Source organism: Micrococcaceae bacterium Sec5.1 (genome assembly GCA_039636795.1).
GTDB lineage: Bacteria > Actinomycetota > Actinomycetes > Actinomycetales > Micrococcaceae > Arthrobacter.
Map to the genome: position 1 here is coordinate 2,233,576 of CP143430.1, position 18,241 is coordinate 2,251,816.

The 18,241-nt window shown below is 62.6% G+C and carries 20 protein-coding genes and 2 pseudogenes; 5 read left to right on the forward strand and 17 right to left on the reverse strand.

Going from position 1 to position 18,241, the window contains the following annotated elements; genetic code table 11:
• Position 1: 1 nt before the first annotated feature.
• From VUN82_10320 to VUN82_10335, 4 genes are all read right to left on the reverse strand, one after another.
• Entirely contained in the window at positions 2–211 is a 210-nt protein-coding gene (locus tag VUN82_10320; protein ID XAS74181.1) for a hypothetical protein, read from the reverse strand.
• 789 nt (positions 212–1,000) lie between these two features.
• Positions 1,001–1,909 (reverse strand): alpha/beta hydrolase-fold protein, encoded by a 909-nt coding sequence (locus VUN82_10325; GenBank protein XAS74182.1) that lies wholly within the window; start codon positions 1,907–1,909, stop codon positions 1,001–1,003.
• A gap of 160 nt (positions 1,910–2,069) precedes the next feature.
• A complete protein-coding gene (locus VUN82_10330; protein XAS74183.1) occupies positions 2,070–2,927 on the reverse strand; it encodes an MBL fold metallo-hydrolase in 858 nt (285 codons plus the stop codon).
• On the reverse strand, positions 2,924–4,189 hold the full coding sequence (locus VUN82_10335) for an MFS transporter (GenBank protein XAS74184.1): 1,266 nt from the start codon (positions 4,187–4,189) through the stop codon (positions 2,924–2,926). Before VUN82_10335 ends, VUN82_10330 begins: the two co-directional genes overlap by 4 nt.
• A 245-nt stretch (positions 4,190–4,434) precedes the next feature.
• On the opposite strand from VUN82_10335, the gene VUN82_10340 reads away from it, so the two are divergent.
• A complete protein-coding gene (locus tag VUN82_10340; protein ID XAS74185.1) occupies positions 4,435–5,160 on the forward strand; it encodes a hypothetical protein in 726 nt (241 codons plus the stop codon).
• Here VUN82_10340 and VUN82_10345 read toward each other — a convergent pair.
• The 12 genes and pseudogenes from VUN82_10345 to VUN82_10400 form a co-directional block, all read right to left on the reverse strand.
• On the reverse strand, positions 5,141–5,830 hold the full coding sequence (locus VUN82_10345; protein ID XAS74666.1) for a tyrosine-type recombinase/integrase: 690 nt from the start codon (positions 5,828–5,830) through the stop codon (positions 5,141–5,143). The two genes, VUN82_10340 and VUN82_10345, sit on opposite strands and share 20 nt — an antisense overlap.
• A complete protein-coding gene (locus VUN82_10350; GenBank protein ID XAS74186.1) occupies positions 5,734–6,138 on the reverse strand; it encodes a site-specific integrase in 405 nt (134 codons plus the stop codon). Before VUN82_10350 ends, VUN82_10345 begins: the two co-directional genes overlap by 97 nt.
• Positions 6,139–6,202: 64 nt before the next feature.
• The gene (locus tag VUN82_10355; GenBank protein XAS74187.1) at positions 6,203–6,376 is read right to left on the reverse strand and encodes a hypothetical protein; all 174 of its coding nucleotides are present in this window, start codon (positions 6,374–6,376) and stop codon (positions 6,203–6,205) included.
• Positions 6,377–6,510: 134 nt separating this feature from the next.
• The gene (locus tag VUN82_10360) at positions 6,511–6,816 is read right to left on the reverse strand and encodes a tyrosine-type recombinase/integrase (GenBank protein XAS74188.1); all 306 of its coding nucleotides are present in this window, start codon (positions 6,814–6,816) and stop codon (positions 6,511–6,513) included.
• Between the two features lie 306 nt (positions 6,817–7,122).
• The gene (locus VUN82_10365) at positions 7,123–7,584 is read right to left on the reverse strand and encodes a tyrosine-type recombinase/integrase (GenBank protein ID XAS74189.1); all 462 of its coding nucleotides are present in this window, start codon (positions 7,582–7,584) and stop codon (positions 7,123–7,125) included.
• Complete coding sequence (locus VUN82_10370) at positions 7,556–7,780, reverse strand: hypothetical protein (GenBank protein XAS74190.1); 225 nt, start codon at positions 7,778–7,780, stop codon at positions 7,556–7,558. Before VUN82_10370 ends, VUN82_10365 begins: the two co-directional genes overlap by 29 nt.
• Before the next feature lie 101 nt (positions 7,781–7,881).
• Positions 7,882–8,340, reverse strand: a complete 459-nt coding sequence (locus tag VUN82_10375) for a hypothetical protein (protein XAS74191.1) — start codon at positions 8,338–8,340, stop codon at positions 7,882–7,884.
• A gap of 328 nt (positions 8,341–8,668) precedes the next feature.
• Positions 8,669–9,615 (reverse strand): annotated as a pseudogene (locus VUN82_10380) (transposase).
• Positions 9,616–9,674: 59 nt separating this feature from the next.
• Entirely contained in the window at positions 9,675–10,787 is a 1,113-nt protein-coding gene (locus VUN82_10385) for a hypothetical protein (protein XAS74192.1), read from the reverse strand.
• Positions 10,788–11,134: 347 nt separating this feature from the next.
• A complete protein-coding gene (locus VUN82_10390) occupies positions 11,135–11,443 on the reverse strand; it encodes a helix-turn-helix transcriptional regulator (protein ID XAS74193.1) in 309 nt (102 codons plus the stop codon).
• Positions 11,433–12,530 (reverse strand): tyrosine-type recombinase/integrase, encoded by a 1,098-nt coding sequence (locus VUN82_10395; protein ID XAS74194.1) that lies wholly within the window; start codon positions 12,528–12,530, stop codon positions 11,433–11,435. The genes VUN82_10390 and VUN82_10395 overlap by 11 nt, the downstream gene beginning before the upstream one ends.
• Positions 12,531–12,583: 53 nt before the next feature.
• The gene (locus tag VUN82_10400) at positions 12,584–12,904 is read right to left on the reverse strand and encodes a hypothetical protein (GenBank protein ID XAS74195.1); all 321 of its coding nucleotides are present in this window, start codon (positions 12,902–12,904) and stop codon (positions 12,584–12,586) included.
• 300 nt (positions 12,905–13,204) lie between these two features.
• Here VUN82_10400 and VUN82_10405 point away from each other — a divergent pair.
• Both VUN82_10405 and VUN82_10410 read left to right on the forward strand, forming a co-directional pair.
• Positions 13,205–14,401 (forward strand): annotated as a pseudogene (locus VUN82_10405) (IS4 family transposase).
• Positions 14,402–14,941: 540 nt separating this feature from the next.
• Positions 14,942–15,121 (forward strand): hypothetical protein, encoded by a 180-nt coding sequence (locus tag VUN82_10410; protein XAS74196.1) that lies wholly within the window; start codon positions 14,942–14,944, stop codon positions 15,119–15,121.
• Between the two features lie 25 nt (positions 15,122–15,146).
• On the opposite strand, the gene VUN82_10415 is transcribed toward VUN82_10410, so the two are convergent.
• Complete coding sequence (locus VUN82_10415) at positions 15,147–16,124, reverse strand: LacI family DNA-binding transcriptional regulator (protein ID XAS74197.1); 978 nt, start codon at positions 16,122–16,124, stop codon at positions 15,147–15,149.
• Between the two features lie 521 nt (positions 16,125–16,645).
• Here VUN82_10415 and VUN82_10420 point away from each other — a divergent pair.
• The gene (locus VUN82_10420) at positions 16,646–17,236 is read left to right on the forward strand and encodes a TetR/AcrR family transcriptional regulator (GenBank protein XAS74198.1); all 591 of its coding nucleotides are present in this window, start codon (positions 16,646–16,648) and stop codon (positions 17,234–17,236) included.
• A gap of 341 nt (positions 17,237–17,577) precedes the next feature.
• Positions 17,578–18,195, forward strand: a complete 618-nt coding sequence (locus VUN82_10425) for an MFS transporter (GenBank protein XAS74199.1) — start codon at positions 17,578–17,580, stop codon at positions 18,193–18,195.
• The last annotated feature ends 46 nt before the right edge of the window (positions 18,196–18,241 follow it).

The following is an 18,241-nucleotide window of genomic DNA, read 5'->3' on the forward strand; positions in this document are numbered from 1 at the left end:
TCTAACGCTGCTCATAAATGGTGTAACCGCATGGAACATCAGGGGCGGTTTTGACAACGTAGTCTCCGGGGCCGACTCGCGTCACCTTGATTCCTTGGCTCAGTGCAAGGGCATCCGCAATGACGCCATCGACTGCCGAATTGAGTAGATGGTCAAGCGTGGCCACATCAGTAACCGATACGTGCCGGATGATTTGAGTAGCGTTGGTCATGGCTTTTCCTTAGTTCTTGTTGTGTGAGTTAGTTTGGAGGAGCAATGTCATGATGGTGCTTTCCTTGGCTCTCAGCGATAAGCGAAGTCTTTCTGGAGCACCATTTGTCGCCTCACAGCCCCGCAAGGGGATGTTCCAATACAGGAGATCCGGCCTAGCTTGGTTTCGCGCGCAGCCTGTGCGCCGCGTCGGCAACCCTCAATGCCCCGCAATACGATGAGCAAGACGTGCATTCCCGGAGTGTGACCCGGGAGTGGGATGGTGCGCACGGTGACGGCACTAAGATCGAACTCGGAGTCTTGCTCGAATCTTTCAATAGCGAGGGAGCGACGACGCGGCCTTCGTTCATCGCCTCCTCCTGGATCGGAGCGAGCCACGCGACCTGTGCGTCGAGCAGGCTCAGGTCCGCCTGACTCCTATACACATCGTCGAACCATCCTGCGCCGAATGCATGGTCGAGGTGGCCATGCGTGACCAGTACAGTGAGCGGTTCGCCGGTAAGGCCCTCGACGTGCGCCGCGAGATCACCGACGCCAAATCCCATGTGACGAGGAGCACTGGATCACGGTCCACTACGAGGTAGATCTGCACCTTCCGTCGGGCTCGGCCACGAGGCCGGAGATGGCACGTGCAGGAGCCCGACGGAGCGGGCGGGTTCGGTTCGAGCCATGGAAAGCCTTTCTGGCGATTATGGTCAGGTCAGACCTCGATTGTGAGCACGCATGTCTGCGTTATCGAATCACAGTCTCGTCTACTCATGATCAGTCCACACCTCTGCGTTCCTGGTCCTCAGCTGGCCCTGCTTACGACGACGTTGCCGCTGTGCCGTCCGTCTTGGGCAGTCTCACTGAGTGGCAACCAATCGAGGACCTTCTTGATTGCGCCGTCCCAGAAGGTCCAGTCGTGGCCGCCGGGTCCTTCTTCGTAATGGTGATCGACTTCCAGCTTGTTCAGGTAGCGATGGAAGTCCTGACTGCGGTTGAGGATGATGTCGCTCTCGCCACAGGCGAGGAAGATGCCGGGGATGTCTGCTCCGGTTCTCTTGAGAGTAGCGAGCATGCCCTTGTAATCGCGGTTGCTGCCGACGACGGCATCAAGGTTGCCGAGGACCCGTCGCAAGTCGTCGCGATAGCTGTCCCCGAATGCGAAGGACAGATCCTCGTTCGGCAGGTCATCGTAGCCGGGAATGAGGTCGCCGTACAGAAGTCCGGGAGACAGTGCAGCAATACGACTGAAGACCTCGGGGAAGCGAAGTCCGTTGACGAGTGCCCCGAACCCGCCCATCGACAGACCCGCCACGAAGGTGTCCTCCCGGCGCGGGGAGAGCGGGAAGGTGTTGCGGGTGAATTGGACGAGTTCGCGGCCGACGTACTGGCCGTACTGGCCGAGCAGCGCTGAGCCCGACGGATCATCGATCCACGATCTGTTGTCGCCGGCGGGCATGATGACGGCCAGGTCTTTCTCCTGAGCCCACATGTGGATCCGCGTTCCATTCACCCAGTCGGTATGGTTGCCCAGGCCGCCGTGCAGCAGATAAAGGGTCTTGAAGTTCTGGGGTCGGTGTGACCTGGTGGAGTCGAATCCGGTGGGGGCTTCGCGACGGTCCGCGAACAGTCCTTTGTCGGCCGGGATGATGGCGTTGAACGTGACGGTCCGCTGGAGTGTCTCGGAGAAGAAGTTGCACTCAATGAATGCCATATCGATGGAACCTTTTTCGATCGCTGGAAGGGAGAGAGCGAGGTCTGTCGCTCAAGAGATGCGTGTGACGGTCGGGAGCCCTGCCAATAGCAGGGCTCCCGCCGGCGGGCGAGGCTCGGTGCTGTGTGAGAAGGACGGCGCCATCGCTGGTTCGGGCAGCTCAGATGCGGTCGCTGCGGTACACGATGTTCGAGCCGGCGTCCTCGATCCCGACGAGCGGTTGCCGGGCCATGAGGGCGTGCTGACCTGCGATCTCGAAAGGTGTCGCGTCGTCGGTGCGGTTTTGGATGCGCTCGCAGAGCGCATCGAGATCCTGAAACAGTGTGATAGGCGCGTTCCCCGTGGCGTGTGAAATGTAGATGCGGTCGTAGAGGCCCGCAGTGGCTTCGGCGACACGGGCCAGTTCGCGCCGATACTCCGTGATCGTCGACGCCCCGGGTATGAAGAGGAACGTGCGTTGGTTGGCGGCGTCCCCGGTGATGAGCACCCGGTCCTCCACGATGAGCAGAACGTGCATCCCCGGACTGTGACCCGGGAACGGAATCGTACGCACCGTGAGGCCACCGAGATCGAACTCCTGGTCCGGCTCGATATCCTTCAACAGCGAGGGGTCGACGGAAGGAGCGATAACGCGGCCCTCGTTCCTCGCCTCCTCCTGGATCGAACCGAGCCACTCGAGCTGCGTGTCGAGCATCTCCAGATCTGCGTGACTCATGTACACGTCGTCGAACCATCCTGCGCCGAACGCGTGGTCGATGTGGCCATGCGTCACCACTACGGTGACCGGTTTGTCGGTGAGGCCTTTGACGAGCGCCGCGAGATCTCCGATGCCGAATCCTGTGTCGATGAGGAGCGCACGGTCGCGCCCCTCGACCAGGTACATCTGCACGTCAATCAGTCGGTCGTAGATGCGGGTCACGTGAGTCGAGATGCGGACGGTCGAGAAGTCGGGAGCTGTACCCTCCGCTCCGGGAAATGTCCCCTTCAGGTCGTCTGCCTTGTGCTGCGTGTCGTTCATCGAACTTTCCTCACCATGAACATGAAGACTGCGCCGAGCACGGCCATCACGCTGGCGAACACGAAGGTGGTGGTGAAGCCCCCGGTTGCCTCGTAGAAGGCCGCCCCAATCGCTGGCGCGAAAGCTGCCGGCACCGATGTGGCCAGAGCCAAGAGCGCCAGGTCGCGCCCTTCGAATCCCTTGTTGGGCAGGACGAGGGTCATGATGGCGATATCAATCGCGACATAAACTCCGGCGGCGGCGCCGCCGACACCGGCGTAGATCAGCATGCCGGTCCAGGTCGGGAGCACGAATGGCACGATGAAGGCGACGGCCATCCCGAGCGATGCCAAAGCGACGATCAGCTTGCGCCTGTTCGTCCGGTCGGCCACCCAACCCATGATCACGATGGCGATGATCTGGCTGATCGTGTTGGTTGTAGCGATCGTGGCGACGGAGGTCTCAGCTTGACCCGATGGGGTGTTCTCGACACCGATGTAGTCGGTGATGACGTAGAAGACGTAGCTGGATGCGGCGAAGATTCCAGCGAAGAATGCCACGCGAGACAGGAAGACCATGGTGAAGTCTCGGCTCGAGAAACCGGACAGGAAGCTTCTGGTCATTTTGATGAACGACGGCTTGGTCGTTCGCGGGACCCGGACGGGTCGCTCTACTCTTCCCTCCGGTGCGATGACGACAAGCGCGACTGTGGCGATCACCAAGAACGCACCGATGCTCAGATACCCCCAGAACTGACCTGTGATCGTCACCAAGTTCACGAAGATGAGAACGCCCAGCGGCAGGCCGAGCCCTACGACCGACGAGGCGACGCCGCGGAGCGACTCCGGGATGCGGTCCGGGATGACGGCATAGATCACGCCCTGGTAGATGTTCGCGAAGAACCAGAGGAAGCCGATACCGATCACCATCGTCGGCACGCTCGTCGCCTGTGCCAGGACCACGCAGACGAGTGCACACAGCACCGAGCTGACGAACAGCCAGGGTCCGCGGCGCCCGAAGCGACCGTGAGTGCGATCTGAAAGTGCTCCACCAAGAGGCAGTGCGATCGTCCCCGCGACCGAAGAAACCAACGCTACCAACGCAAGATTCGCAACCTTCGCTGTCGGATCGATTGCCTGGAGCTGGGCGGGAACAAGAACCTGCTGGATGCCTTGGTAGAGCCCGTAAAGGACCAGCATTCCCGGCAGGAGCGTCGATAAGACGCGGACCGTCGCGCTCCGAGAGGGAGCGGCCGCGGGTGGACTAGATATTTCAGTGGACATGGTTCCTCCTCGAACCCGAATAGTGTCAAACATTCTTTGTTTACACGTATAAACAAGGTTAGAGACATTGGGTTCAGCAGTCAAGGGCACGCGTTGACTCATCAAAGATGCCCGCGTAGCGGTATTCGAGGAATCATCTGAGGATGCCCGCGTCGCGGCGTGTCCGCCGGGGTGGCGTTCGCCGCGTCGGCAGTGTGAGCCATGGAGCTTTCGCCGCGTCGGCAGTGTGAGCCATGGAGCTTTCGATGAGTGAACGCAGGGCTGTCACCAAGGCGGTTGCCACCCTCTATGCGCGCTCGGATCGGGCAGCGAAGAAACACGTGCTGGATGAATTGTGCGCGACGACTGGCTGGCACCGGGACCACGCCCGGAAGGCGTTGCGGCTGGCGCTGGTGCTGAAGCCCGTCCGGCCCCGGGCGCCGCGGCCTCCGCTTTACGGGGAGCCGGTGATCGAGGCGCTGCGGTTCTGCTGGGCGGTGCAGGGAACCCCGTGCGGGCGGCTGCTCGCGGCCGCGCTGCCGGACGCCACGGCGGCGCAGTTGCTGCGCATCGCGCTGGCGACGATTGATCGCCGACTCAAGCCGGACCGGACAAAACTCGATCCCCCGGGCCGGTCCCACACCAAGCCCGGGACACTGTTGAAGGACTCCATCCCGATGCGGACCTGGGCCGAGTGGGACGACGCGGTGCCGGGGTTCGTCGAGATCGATCTGGTCGGCCATGAGGGCGGCAACAGCAGGGCGAGTTTTGCTTCACCTTGGATATCACCGATATCGCCACCGGCTGGACCGAAACGCGGTCGGTCAGGAACAAAGCCCAGAAATAGGTCTTTGCTACCATCAAGGACGCGACCGCCGCGTTCCCGTTCCCGATCCTGGGCATCGATTCCGATTATGCCGAGGAAAACGCTAAGCCGAGGGACCCTGCGCTGGCAGTTGTTCGACGGGGTCGCTAGTTTTTTCTCGGCTTAGCGTTTTGGGTTAGCGGAGGCTGTAGAGGATCTGGAGTTTCTCTTCGCTGAGCCAGTCTAGGTCGGCTGGGCCGAGTCCGGGGCGTTGGGGCGTTCATGGCTTCTTTCATCATGTCCAGGGTCGCGAAGGCGTAGAAGGCTGAGGTAGTGCTCGCGCTTTCGTGTCCGAGTAGTTGCATGATGATCAGCGGGATCCCTTGCTGGTAGAGATCCATGGCCTTGGTCTTGCGGATCAGGTGGCAATGCAGCTTGGCGGGGATCGATGGGCAGGTTTGGCGGCGGATGTCTCCGGCCCTCTTGAGGATCGCCGAGACGCTGTCTTCGGAGAGTCTGGTGGGTTCTCCCGTGTGAAGGCTGTTGAACAACGGTCGCGTTGTCGGCGGGATCGCCTGTCGGGGATGGAACTCCTTAAGATAGGCCTGAAGGTATCCGACGGTCGCGTCATCCAGTGGCCCGATGCGGCTTTTGTCCCGTTTTCCGGTCAGCGTCAGGTGCGCCGGATGCTCTAGTTGGAGATCGCCCAGGGTCAGTGCGGTGAGCTCGCTGACGCGTGCGGCGCTTTCGTAGACGAGGATCAGGAGCATTCGATTGCGCAGCGATTTGATGCTGGAACCGTCGTAGGCCGCGAGGATCGCGGCGATTTCGTGCTCTCGCAGGTATTCGATGGGTATTTTGGGCGGGGCGGGGCCATGAGCGCCTTGGTCGCGTCATGCGGTGCGACCAGCCGGAGATCTTCGCTGGATGTGTAGTGCAGGAACGCTTTGATGGCGGTCATGCGCAGGTTCACGGTTTTTGGCTGGTAGTTCTTGGTCTGCTGCATCCAGGACAGCCATGCCTTGATGAATCGTCGTTCGAAGTGCTCGAAGCCGATGTCCTTACGCTCGATGTGCTGGACGCCGATCAGGTAGTCCACGTAGCACTCGAGAGAAATGCGGTAGGCCTCGATGGTTTTCGGGGACAGCGCCCTGACCTTGGGCATGTGGTCGTGCAGGTAGCTGCGCGCGTATCCCCAGAAGTTCGGACATCGTTGCGGGCGTGGCGTTTCATTCGAATCCGACCTGGGGCAGTATTCCGCGGGTATCGCGGTTCGCCTCGGCGTATCCGTCCATGAAATCCGGGGACGTGTGGATGTAGTAGTAGGTGCTTTTCAGCGAGGCGTGGCCCATATAACGGGCCAGATAGGGAAGCGTGGCATTGACGTCGACGCCCTCGGCCATCCACCGTTCGATGTTCGCGTAGGCGAAATGATGCCGGAAGGCGTAGGGCGTGGGTCGCTTTCCGTCCAGAGGCCGAGGCAGCCCGGCCCTATCCCAGATCCTTCCAAACTTATCCCGATAGCAGTCGCAGACACCTAGGTCCCCCTGGTGGAGACGAAGAACGTGGTGCGTGTCTGGCCAAAGGCCCGCTTCAGTTCCTGATCGCATGCGGCCACGATCCCCAGGATCTGCTCGGTGAGGGGTAGCTGTCGGCTGCGGTTGCCCTTGGACCAGCGCACGTCGATGTATCCGTCGGCGAGATTCACGTCGTTGACCGCCAACCGGCGGACCTCGCAGGTGCGCAGCCCACAGGAGTGCATCAGCGCGAAGAACGCGAGTCCCTGCCAATTCCACGGCGCTGCGATTCCCGCCTCGGCCGCCGCCTGAAAGAACCCGGTCATCTCCTCTCGTGTGAGCAGATACGGCTGCGGTTCGGACGGAACGGGCTTTCCACTGATCCGAGAGCAGGTACGCATTCTCGTCGCCGTTGATGCGGAGCCATCGTCCGAAGTCCCTGATGTATGACATCCAGTTCCGATTCGCGCCAGGGTGGGCCGAGGCTCTGGAGGCGACCCACCCTTCAACGCTGGGGCGGTCGAAATCCCTCGAATACCAGAGTCGGGAGGTTCCCTGAACGCCGATGCTTTCCTTGAAGGCCAGGTAGCGTTCCAGCTTCGTCGCGAACCCGCCGGTGAACTCGGGCTGCTTCATCGTCCCGCTCCCTGCAGGGCCGGGAGCGGGATGAGGAGGACACACGCGCGCACCTGTTCGGTGTCCATGCCTAGATACACGTTGGTCGAATCGGGGTTCGAATGCCCGAGGATCGCCGAAATGGTCGGCAGCGGTGTTCCGGCGCGCAGGAGCCTGGTTGCTGCGTTGTGGCGCAGCAACCGGGTCCCGACCCGTGCACGGTCGGTCCCGGCCGCTTTGAAGACCCGTCTGATCACGTCATAGATGGAGCAGTGGGCAGGGAACTCGGTATGGGGCGCAACCGACCGCACAAACACGTGCTCGTCCCCGGTATCGGGACGCTCCTTGAGCAGATACTCCGCCAGTCGGCCTGCGATCAGAGGGGGTAGCGGCAACGTCAACGGATTGCCGGTCTTTTGCTGCACGATCCCGACCGCCGGGTTTCTCCAGTCAAGGTCTTTCAACCGCAGGGCTATCAAGTCGCACGCCCGCAGGGCCCGTCACCAGCGCCAGCAAGGTCGTCGCCGCATCCCGAGCGGGAATCGTCCCACTCGCGCAGGCCTGGATGACAAGTTGCTCTTCCCCGCTGCCCAGCACGGGAATGATGCCGTAATGGCGTTTCGCCCCGACCATGTTCACCGCGCCGACCAGATCAAGGCGCTGGGAGAAGTTCAAGAACGGGCGAAGATTCGTCGCTCCGGCCCCACGTCGAGTTTTCCGACCAGCGTCCCCGCATCGATTCCAGGAATCCAAGCACGCAGGGGCCCCGGCGGCCCTCAGCGAGGCGATGCCGTTGGCCTCCAAATACAACAGGTAAGCCCGGGTCGTGGGCCATAGGCGCTTCGCGTCGCGGCTGCCAGTCCACGTTCTTCAATCTCATCAGACCAGGAGGCCAACAGCGGGATGAACTCCTGAGACTGCGGTACCGCCCGTTCCTCGCCGTGGCGCTTGAGCGAAAGGTCCACCGTCCCGCTGAGCAGGCAGGAGTCGAACAGATCCACCAACCGGCGGTGCGCTTTACGCCGCTGATTGCTGAATCTCCCCGTGCGCGGACTCATTGTCATCGAGGCGAATTCGGCGCCCAAACCAGGCGTATAAATGCCGTCTTGTTCTCGGGACAGATCCTCCAGTCGTCGAATCCATTTGTCGTATTCGAAGACCGTCAACCGCGCATAGCCAGCCGCCTCCAACGCGCCAACAACGCGCTCACCAATCTCCCTGACCGTCGCATCCATGACATCCCCTTCCAACCTGCCCTATGGATACGACGAAAGTAATCCCGTGGAAGGTAGCGAACACTAAGCCGAGGAAATTATCCCAATCCCCGGTACGTTGTGGGCCAGTGCAGGGACCCTCGGCTTAGCGTTTTCCTCGGCATAATGGGAACTAACCTCGATTTTTCATGCCGGTCGGTGATGGTTGCTGCTTCGGCCTGGCTGGTTGGTCATGGGTTGTTTTCTGTTTTCGAGCAGTGTGGTTTCGCCCTTTGGTTCGCCTTGGGGTTGGCGCCGGTTCCACTTCCGGTGATCTGGCTGGTTGTCGGGATGGGTTTGGGGTGTCCGCTCATCTGGAGGCAGCGATTAGCGTTTTGAGGCGGATGGTGTTTTCCAGGAGTAGTCTCAGGAGGTCTTTCTCCGGTGCTGATTGGGGTAGCAGCAGCTGATTGTGGCGGGCGCGGGTGATGATTTTCCTTGCGGTGGCGAAGAGTCGGTAGCGCCAGCGTTTGATATCCCAGGCTTTGGCGTGGTGGCTGTGCGGTAGGGCGGTGAGCTGGAGCCAGGAGATGAGGTTGAAGGCCAGGGTGGCGATGTTCGCCCAGGCCTGGTTCGCGGCGAAGTCGAAGAACGGCAGCTCGCCCAGGCCGGTGTTTTTTAGGGTTTTGATCCGGTTTTCACACCGGCCCCGGGCGGTGCCTGGCGTCCAGAAACGGTCCGTGCCAGCGTGGGGAATTGGTCAGCAGGGCGGTGATCCGGTGTCCGTCGATATTCGAGCAGGGTCGGCCGCGCGCCGGGGTGCAGCGGCTCTGCCCGGAGGTAGAGGTTGGTCCCTGGTGGGAAGTCGGTGAGTGGAATGACGTCGGTGGCGTTGATGACCCAGGCGTCGGTCCGGTCGGCTCCGTGCTGGTCCAGGGCCGGCTGCCAGTACTGTTTGTCAGCGATCCACTCGATCATGTGTGCCTTGCCGAACGGGAGGGTGTAGTTGGTGGAGAACTGCACTCCGAGGCTGTGTAGGTGCCACAGGAACTTCCTCGAGGCACCGGAGCTGTCGGTGCGGACCAGGACCTTCTCCGCGGCCAGCGCCCCGGTTTCGTCGTAGAACGCCTCGGGCAGTTGGGCGACAGCGGTGTGGAAGATGCCGATGTGGTCCTCGGCATTGTTCGCTCCGGCGTTGCCTGGGCGCAGCACTGCAGCGAGTATTTCGCCGGAACCGCCTGCACCGTAGTCGACGCTGGCGATGAAAGGGGCGAACCCGTAGCCGCCTTTGTACGTCCCGTCGACGTTTTCCTTGTCCAACTCGCACAGGTTCGTGGCAAGTTGTGCAAGGTGGTGCCTGCAGCGCCCGGGTTGGGTCAGCGTGTGTTGGTCCGGCTTCGGTGTAGCCGGTCGCGGTCGACGTTGTCGGCGAGGTATCGCACCAGCCCGGTGTCGCGCATGCCCAGAACGGTGGCTGTGAGCTTGGGGTCGAGGTCGGTGACCAGCTGGGTCAGGCGGGTCTGGCGGCAAACGGCGGGGTTGGTTCCGGCTGGTGCAAGGAGTCGTGTGATGTAGCTCGAGTGCACCGGGGCGTCTCTGCTCCTGGTGATCCGGCTGAAGATGAGGTGAGGATTCATTGTGCCGGTTGCCTCCCGATCACGGCGGCACGCTTGGACCGCGGCCCAGGTCGCGGGGTCCATTGGGACCGGTGAAGGGCGACCGTGCAAGGTCAGTGCCTGGCGGACATGGTCGATGTCAGCCACGGTGAGCGCGCGGATCTCGGTGTTGGTGGCGGCATGCAGGATTGCCAGCAGACCGACAAGCCGCTCTTGCGAGCTGATGGTTTCGGTTATCCATCGGCGGAACAGGGAACGCTGGGTCGCCAGATCCAGCACGATGCCGGTAAAGGCAGGTTGGGCGCCGAGGGCAAGTGTGCGGGCGGGGTTGGCCAGGACCAGCCGGCGGCCCTTGGCCCAGGCGAAGAACCGCCGAAGGGCGTAAGTCTGCTGGTGCAAGGCGGCGGGTCTGCTTGCCAGGAATCCTTCAAGGTCAGCGGTGGTCACTTCGGCCCATCCAGTGACCAGGCGGCCGGCGCAGATGTGCACGGCGAGGTCACGGAGGATGCGGAGCCTGGTCGCGAGCGTGATGTCGCTGAGGGTCCGCCGTCCGGTGCGCGTCCGGCGGTCCTGCTCGCTGACCTGGGCGTCGTTGTACTGAGCGAGGGCCTGGCGCAGCGGGGTACGGATGGCGTCCAGATACCGCTGGCGCGTCGCGGCCGCGCGTGCCCGGGTGTCCGACTGCGCCAGGGTCAGGCTCTGGCTGGTGAAGAACGTGGCCAGGACGCGTTCGGTCGTTGCGCTAATCACTGCGCCGGCCGCGCGGCGGAGCTGGTGCGGCGTTACGGTCGGGTTGACGAGGAGAATACGTCCGGTTTCGCGTAGGATCGCCACCGTCCCGCCAGGGTAATAGCGGGCCGCAGCGAAATCCACTAGCAGATTCCACCACGGCGGTCGCGGCCGCATCCGTTGAGCCAGTGACGCGGCGTAGCGAAACAGCCGGTCCGGGTCGGCGATCAGGCACCGGTTACACAGCCCACGCCCGGCGTTACGTCGCTGCAGGCCGCAGTGACTGCAGGTGATGGTCTTGGCCGGAGTGCGCGGCGCGGCGGCGCGGACGCATCCGGCGCATCTTCCCTTTTGCAGGTGACGTGACTGTCCGCACTCGACGCAGGCCCGCTTCAGGGCAGCGCGCCCCGCGCGGCGGTGGCAGACGTGGCAGTAGTCCCGATCCAGGAATTTCACCGGCGCCGGGCAGCCCAGGCACCGGCGATAGCCGCTCAAAGCGGCGGCATCGAGCGGCCGAGGGCTGCTGCCTTGGGCTCGGCCTTGGCCTGGGCCGGCTTTACCGGCTGCGTCACCGGGGGCATGTCGACCTCAATCAGGTCATTGGGAGTGCGCTCCAGCGCCGTGCAGAGCGCGGCGAGGGTGTCGAGCTTGACTTGGCTGGGCTGCTTGGCGAACAGGGCCGATACAGACGCCGAGGACAGCTCAAGGCCTGCGCGTTCGGCCAGGAGCCGGCGCAACTGTGCCCCGGTCCAGATCTCCCGCTGTGCTGCGGCCATGCGCAGCCGCCACCTAATCTCCATTTCCCTCTCCTCCCAGCTCGGCCAGAGTCCCTGAGACCGCCCGGCGGTAAGCATCTTCAATGAACGTGGCCGACGGCGTCACATACCGCATCGTCGTCCCAACGTGCCAGTGCCCGAGCATCTGCTGGATGGCCACGAGGTCAACGCCACGTTCGTAATTGCGGGTCGCGCAGGCATGACGCAGCGTGTGCGGGCTAAACCTGACCAGCGTGGCCGAGTCTGTGTGGTCTTCGCCGCGGGCCGCCTGCTCAAGCTCAAGCAAATGAGCCAACCGGTTACGGATAGTGCCCCGGCTGATCCGTCCTCCACCCTCGTCCGAAAACAGTGACGGTCCATCGCCGAGACGGGGCGCGATCTCCTCCAGGTACCACCCCAGGATCAGGACGAGGCCATCGAGCATCGGCACCCACCGCGGCCGGGGTCCGGAGGTCTTGGCTCCCTTGCCAAAGCGGACGTGGACCTTCCCGAAGGGGCCGCGACCGAAGTGCACGTCTGCCCGATCCAGCGACGCCGTCTCCTCCGCCCGCAGCCCCGCGAGGTAGAGCGTGCGGAACATGGCATAGTCACGTCCGGCGACCGCATACTTGCGCGCCCCGGCGATGCGCTCCTTGAGGAAGTCGAAGAACTCCTCCATCCGTTCATCACTGGCTGGTGCGATCGCGGAAGGCGAGGAGGAGTCGACATGGCGTGCAGCGTTGAAATCATCGATCGGGTCAACCAGCCGGACGCCAAACACAGACTCGATCTCGTTGGCCTTGCGCACTGACAAAAACGCGTGGAATCCCTTGAACGCCTGAACATACCCACGCCGAGTCGCAGCCGACAGGCCAAGCTCGACAAGCCCGGCAACGACCCTGTCGACGTCCTCGGCCGTAACTTCCCATGCCGGTCGACCGCAAGCGGTCAGGAACCGATCGAGCACGCCGGCGTTGTTCTCCATCGAAGTTTGAGCGAACCCTCGCACGGCCTGGGAGGTCCTGAACGCCTCCACACACGAGTCCTGGAATGCCACAGGGTCCACCGGCGGGTCGATGGCAGGAGTGGGCGCGGCACCGCCGTGAACAAGACGCAACCCGTCACTGACCACGCACACCTTCTTCCGGGCATGTAACTGAAAGTGCCACCTTATCGAGCAAGGTGCTACCTTGAGCATCGCGACACGACGAATGACTCTATATGCCGGGGCCAGAGGGAAGATTCCGCCAACGAACCTGTGCCCATGCCAGTTGAGTGCGAGGTCACCAGGGTCCCGAACCCGTAGCTGAAAAGCTCCGGGTTGATCACTGTGCGCTCGAAGAACCGTGACACCGTCGCGTTCGAGGGCAGCTGGCCAAAGACCCCGGGTGCTGAGCGAAGGATGTCCAGGTCCGAGGCGTGTTCGCCTCCGGCGGCGAGCATCGCGGCCAGGGAACCGAGCAGCTTGCCTGGGATGCCGCGCCCCGGGAGTAACAAACTGGCCAAGCCTGTCCTCACACAGCCGGCCGAAACCAAGGGCGTCCATGAAGCCCGTGAGGACCTTGACCCCGGCATGGGAGATCAGCGACTGGCCGGTGAAAGAGACCGGGACGGAGGGGAAAACAGGGGTAGAGTGGTGCATCGAAAAGGTGCTCCTTCACGACCGGGATTATTGGCTTAGACACCACTATTTTCCCTTGTCAGAGCACCTTTTCGCCTTTAAACCCCCGCCTGGCTTCACCCCCATGAAAACCCAGGGCTAACCGCAATACCGTTTACTTAGCGTAAGTTCTGTTAATCTCGGGCATGGCGCGCAGCGGATGGATTAAGGCCGAAACCCCGGAACGTTTGAGTGACCACGTCTCTCTGGGTGTTTTGACGCGGGCCTTTCCACCGGATGTGGTGGACCGGGTGATCGCCCGCGCCGGGGCGGGCCAGGCGCGGAACAGGCTGTTGCCTGTCGCGGCTGGTGGTCTATTACGTGATGGCGATGGCGTTGTTCGCGGCTGGCTCCTATGAAGAGGTGATGCGTTCGCTGCTGGCGGGCATGGAGTGGGTTACGGGCCGCTGCAGGGATTGGCGGATGCCGACGAAAGCCGCGATTTTCAAGGCGCGCACGAGGCTTGGCCCAACAGTAATGGCTGAACTTTCCGTAGGGGTCGCCAAGTCGCTCGCTGCGCCGGGAAGCAGCGGATTCTACAAGGCCTGGCGGCTGGTCAGCGTTGACGGGACATGCCTGGACATCGCCGATACGCCAGCGAACGAGAAGTACTACGGACGGCCAGGCACGGCCACCCTGATCAAGGGCGCGTACCGCAGGCGCGGGTGCTTGGACTCGTCGAATGCGGGACGCATGCGATGATCGGGGCTGTGGTCGCCGGCTACGACACGGCCGAGCAGGACATGTTCCCGGGGCTCCATGCTGACCTGGACGCTCGATGCTGGTGATGGCAGACCGCGGGTTCTTCAGCTACCACGCCTGGCGGGACAGCGCGCGAACCGGCGCGGCACTGCTGTGGCGCATGAAGGCCAGCAACGTCCTGCCCGTGCACGAAGAACTGCCCGACGGCTCGTACCGCTCCGCGGTCTACGCCAACCCCAAGGCCCGCCGGAACAACACCGGCGATCCCCGTCCGGGTAATCGAATACACCGTCACTACCGGCACCAACACCAGCGATTTCCGCCTCATCACCACCATCCTGGACCCTGACACCGCACCGGCACAGGACCTGGCAGACCTCTACGGACGGCGTTGGGAAATCGAGTCCTGCTTCGACGAACTCAAAACCCACCAGCGCGGCCCTGGAATCGTCTTGCGCTCCAAAACACCCGACGGGGTCCTCCAGGAAATCTACGGCTACCTTTGCGTCCACTACGCCCTACGGTCCCTCATCGGCGAAGTCGCTTTGCTCTTCGACGAAGACCCCTTACGGTTTTCCTTCACACGCACCCTCCGGGCAGCCCGGCGAACCCTCGCCGACCGCCCGGCTTTTTCCCCCTGAAAAGCTCCGGAAAGCCTTCGCCAGCTTCACCGGCGAAATCCTCCACGCCCTCCTGCCACCACGCCAACAACGCACCAACCCCCGCGTCGTCAAACGCAAGATGTCCGGCTGGCAACTCAAACGGACACCCAAACCGCCTAAGTAAACGGTATTGGGGCTAAGGCTGGGCTAAGCCGAGTTCGGCTTAATTCCGATAACGGCTCGGAGTTCATCAACTGCGAACTGCTGACCTGGTGCGAACAGGAGAACCTGACGTTCACCCGGTCCTGGTCCGGGAACAAGAACGACGGCGCGCATGTGGAACAGAAAAACTGGCACATCGTGCGCCAGACCGTCGGCTACCACCGCTACGACACCGCCGCGGAGCTGGAACTGCTGAACAGGATCTAGCCGCTCCAACGCCTGCTGACGGATCACTTCGGGCCACAACAAAAGCTCCAGGCCAAGATCCGGACCGGAGCGAAGATCAGCAAAACCTACGACCGGCCGGCAACCCCATTCCAGCGCGTTCTGGCCGACACCGGTACCGTCTCCCGGGACGTGAAGACGCGGCTGCGGCGGGACAACAAGCCCCTGAACCCGGCCGCCATCCAACGCAAGATACAGGCACTGAGCGCCGAACTCCTGACCCTGGCCACCGCGAAACGGGCCACCAAGCCCCAGCCCGCCGGCCGGGCAAAATCAAATGATTCCACGATCCGCTCTCAACGGGCATCTTGACATGATTCCCGGGGGGCAGCTGGTGCTAAGTGGTCTCGCGTCGAATGATATTGAGGGCGCTGGTCCTGTCATACGCTGTCGGCGCGGGGAGTCCGTCGATGAGCGCAACGACTTCTGCTGCGATTGCGGCGGCAGCGGCGGAGAGGTCGATCGCGATGGTCGACAGGGGAGGAGAAGCCAATCGTGCGAGTGTGATGTCATCGACCCCGATCACGGCGAACTGCTGGGGTACCGACAGTCCGCGGGTCGTCGCTGCGGAGAGGAGCGACAGCGCGATGACGTCGTTGAACGCCGCCACAGCTGTCACGGGGAGCTCCGGCGTGAGTAGCACGGACAGCGCTGCGCCCGCGCTACCGGGTTCGTACCCGACTGCCTCGACGCGGAGCTCCGGCAGCCCCAGCTCAGCAACAGCTGCACGCGCCCCCTCGATTCGGAATTCAGAGATCGGAGTCTCGAGGCCCTCCGCCGCCGCATAGCCGATTCGGGTGTGCCCCTGAGCGGCGAGGTGCCGAATCTGACTCGCACCGATGGTCCGCTGGTCGACAGCCCCGCCCTGGAGGACGAGTCCGTCGAGAAGAGGCACGCGGCTCTTGCGGACCGTCTCGGCATCATGCGGTGAGAGTTTGTCGAGTCCGATGACTGCTGCGGGGTCAATGTGATTCCAGAAGCTTGGGGGAAGCTCGACACCGTTCAAGGTATGGATCATGACGCAGACATATCCCGTATTGGTGAGCGCGGCGCTCAGCTCCCGCTTGAACACCTCGATCGCTTCGGACACCCTCATTTCAGGCACGACCAGTGCGACGACCTTGCTGTTCCCGGAGCGAAGTGCACGCCCCGAGGCGGACGGCACGTACCCGAGCGTCTCGGCAGCCTCGAGTACGGTCCGGCGAGTCTGCTCGCTGATTCTGTCCAAATGGCGCCCGTTGAGCACGAAACTCACCGTCGCCTGGGACACCCCAGCGACACGAGCTACATCCTTACTCGTCGTCCGGGTCACCATGTGCCTCCCACCATTCGCATTCGCGTTCCGCCATCGGACGACAGCGGACCGAGCCGATCATACCGCTCCGCCGCCCAGCAGAGGAGCTAACCAGGGTCGATCTGCTTACCTTGGCGACGACGTCCCTACAGCCCGCTTTGAACTGGACCTGGCTGCAGTCGTATCGAAGGGACGCCCCGCGCGAAGAATGTTGCATCGGTGGTCGTTGGTAATGCGTCAGAGATCACGAAGAACTTTGCGCCTGCAGCGCCTCGGATATTCTTTGATATGCAGGAAACATCATATCTGACGCTTTATCGGACAACTTTTCATGGCAACGTTCGTCAAATCCGCTGTCCATTGGTCAACTACTTTGGCAATCGACATTGATGGTAGGACCTGGAGTGGCGCCGCTCGTCCCATTCTGCGTAACGCCGATAATGGTGGATCTGTCAGCTGGGCCGCGCCGGGGGAGAGGTCACGCCGACTCAGGAGCAGGGCAGGTAGGCCTGTAAAAAAATGGCTGGCATGGACAGAAGCTCGTGACCGCCAAGCAACCGCATCGCAGACCTCGTGTAGATGTTCAGCGCAACCGCAATGCGCTGCTGGAAACCGCCCAACGACATTTTCGCGAGCGCGGCGTTGACACGTCCTTGGAGGCCATCGCGAAGGACGCCGGTGTTGGGCCGGCCACGCTGTACCGTCACTTTCCCACCAGGGACGATTTGCTGGCTGCTGTCCTGCAGGTGAACTCCGATGAGCTGGCGCGGCAAAGGAAAGAGATAGAGAGCCTGAAGGCCCCAGCCGAGGGGCTGGATCTGTGGCTGCGAGCTCTAGGGGACTATTTCAGCGCCTTTCAAGGGCTGTCTGGTCCCCTCATGACGGCGGTACAACGACCGGACTCCGGTAACCCGCTCACGATCCCTCGCGATGCCCTCGTTCTCGCGACAGAACACTTCGTCAAGGCCGCACGAGGCGCGGGCTGTGTACGTCCCGATGTTCAAGGTTCTGACCTATTCTTGACGGCGTGTTCTGTCGCCTCGATTAGGCGCAACGGGGCGGACGAGAATTCCCTAGCCCGTCTGCGTTCAATGATCGCGAGTGGTTATCGCGAGTCGGATACGACGTCGTGATCGGATCTGCGGACGCGTTACCACATCGCCTCGGACACGAATCCGGATCGAGTTGTCTCCGGTTTTCACACCGAAGGCCGCATCTACGCACCCACGTCGGGGTCGCACGCACCGCGGCGACTGGGTGAACAGACATCCGCGCGTCCCCTCTAGCGAGGCGGGCGAGCGCAGCCGGGCGCAACCGATTCACGTGACGACCACTCCCATTGAGCTTGAGCAACGACTCAATCCTCCCGCCTCTCGACCGTTTCGGGTCACTCTGGCGCGCCTTCGCGGCGCCGGAGACTGAAGTACCCCCACCCGGACCCTCGCGAGGATTCGACATTAAGGACATCAGCGCGATGACAAAACAGATGACAAAAGACCTGGACCGACGGATTGACGACGTTTCCACCGGCGATACACCAACGCATGACCGTTCGGGCACCACCGAGCTCTTCGCAGGTGCGAGAGACACTGAGCCCGAGGACCTAGCGACGGTCACCTTTGGGGAGTACGAGCCCGCCCGGCGGGCACTTGTGCCCGTCCTGGCCTTCAGCGGTATCGCTATTGCCGCCATGCAGACCCTCACCGTCCCCATCATCGCTGACCCTCCTCGCCTACTGAACGCCACAGCATCCGACTCGGCCTGGGTTGTCACCTCGACGCTCTTGGCAGGGACGGTCGCCGCCGCGGTTTTGGGGAAACTCGGCGACATGTATGGCAGACGCAAACTGTTCCTCATTGCTCTCGGATTGATGGTCGCGGGGTCACTGATCTCGGGATTCAACTCGGATCTTGTGCCGATGATCATCGGCCGTGCCGTGCAGGGCGTCGCCCTGGGAGCCATTCCGCTGGGCATCGGAATCATCTGGGAGCAGGTGCCTCCCGATCGGCGGAGCACCGCGATAGCGGTGATGAGCGGCTCCATCGGAGTCGGTGGTGCACTCGCCATCCCGATCGCTGCGCTCGTAGCCTAAGAACTCGACTCGCACTGGCTGTTCTTCGGCACGGCTGCCCTTGGTG

Bases quoted from the DNA above. Each gene is read 5' to 3' on its own strand.
- VUN82_10320 (XAS74181.1), bottom strand. From the start codon at position 211: ATGACCAACGCTACTCAAATCATCCGGCACGTATCGGTTACTGATGTG.
- VUN82_10325 (XAS74182.1), bottom strand. From the start codon at position 1,909: ATGGCATTCATTGAGTGCAACTTCTTCTCCGAGACACTCCAGCGGACC.
- VUN82_10330 (XAS74183.1), bottom strand. From the start codon at position 2,927: ATGAACGACACGCAGCACAAGGCAGACGACCTGAAGGGGACATTTCCC.
- VUN82_10335 (XAS74184.1), bottom strand. From the start codon at position 4,189: ATGTCCACTGAAATATCTAGTCCACCCGCGGCCGCTCCCTCTCGGAGC.
- VUN82_10340 (XAS74185.1), top strand. From the start codon at position 4,435: ATGAGTGAACGCAGGGCTGTCACCAAGGCGGTTGCCACCCTCTATGCG.
- VUN82_10350 (XAS74186.1), bottom strand. From the start codon at position 6,138: ATGCCCAAGGTCAGGGCGCTGTCCCCGAAAACCATCGAGGCCTACCGC.
- VUN82_10355 (XAS74187.1), bottom strand. From the start codon at position 6,376: ATGGCCGAGGGCGTCGACGTCAATGCCACGCTTCCCTATCTGGCCCGT.
- VUN82_10360 (XAS74188.1), bottom strand. From the start codon at position 6,816: ATGACCGGGTTCTTTCAGGCGGCGGCCGAGGCGGGAATCGCAGCGCCG.
- VUN82_10375 (XAS74191.1), bottom strand. From the start codon at position 8,340: ATGGATGCGACGGTCAGGGAGATTGGTGAGCGCGTTGTTGGCGCGTTG.
- VUN82_10390 (XAS74193.1), bottom strand. From the start codon at position 11,443: ATGGAGATTAGGTGGCGGCTGCGCATGGCCGCAGCACAGCGGGAGATC.
- VUN82_10415 (XAS74197.1), bottom strand. From the start codon at position 16,124: ATGGTGACCCGGACGACGAGTAAGGATGTAGCTCGTGTCGCTGGGGTG.
- VUN82_10425 (XAS74199.1), top strand. From the start codon at position 17,578: ATGACAAAACAGATGACAAAAGACCTGGACCGACGGATTGACGACGTT.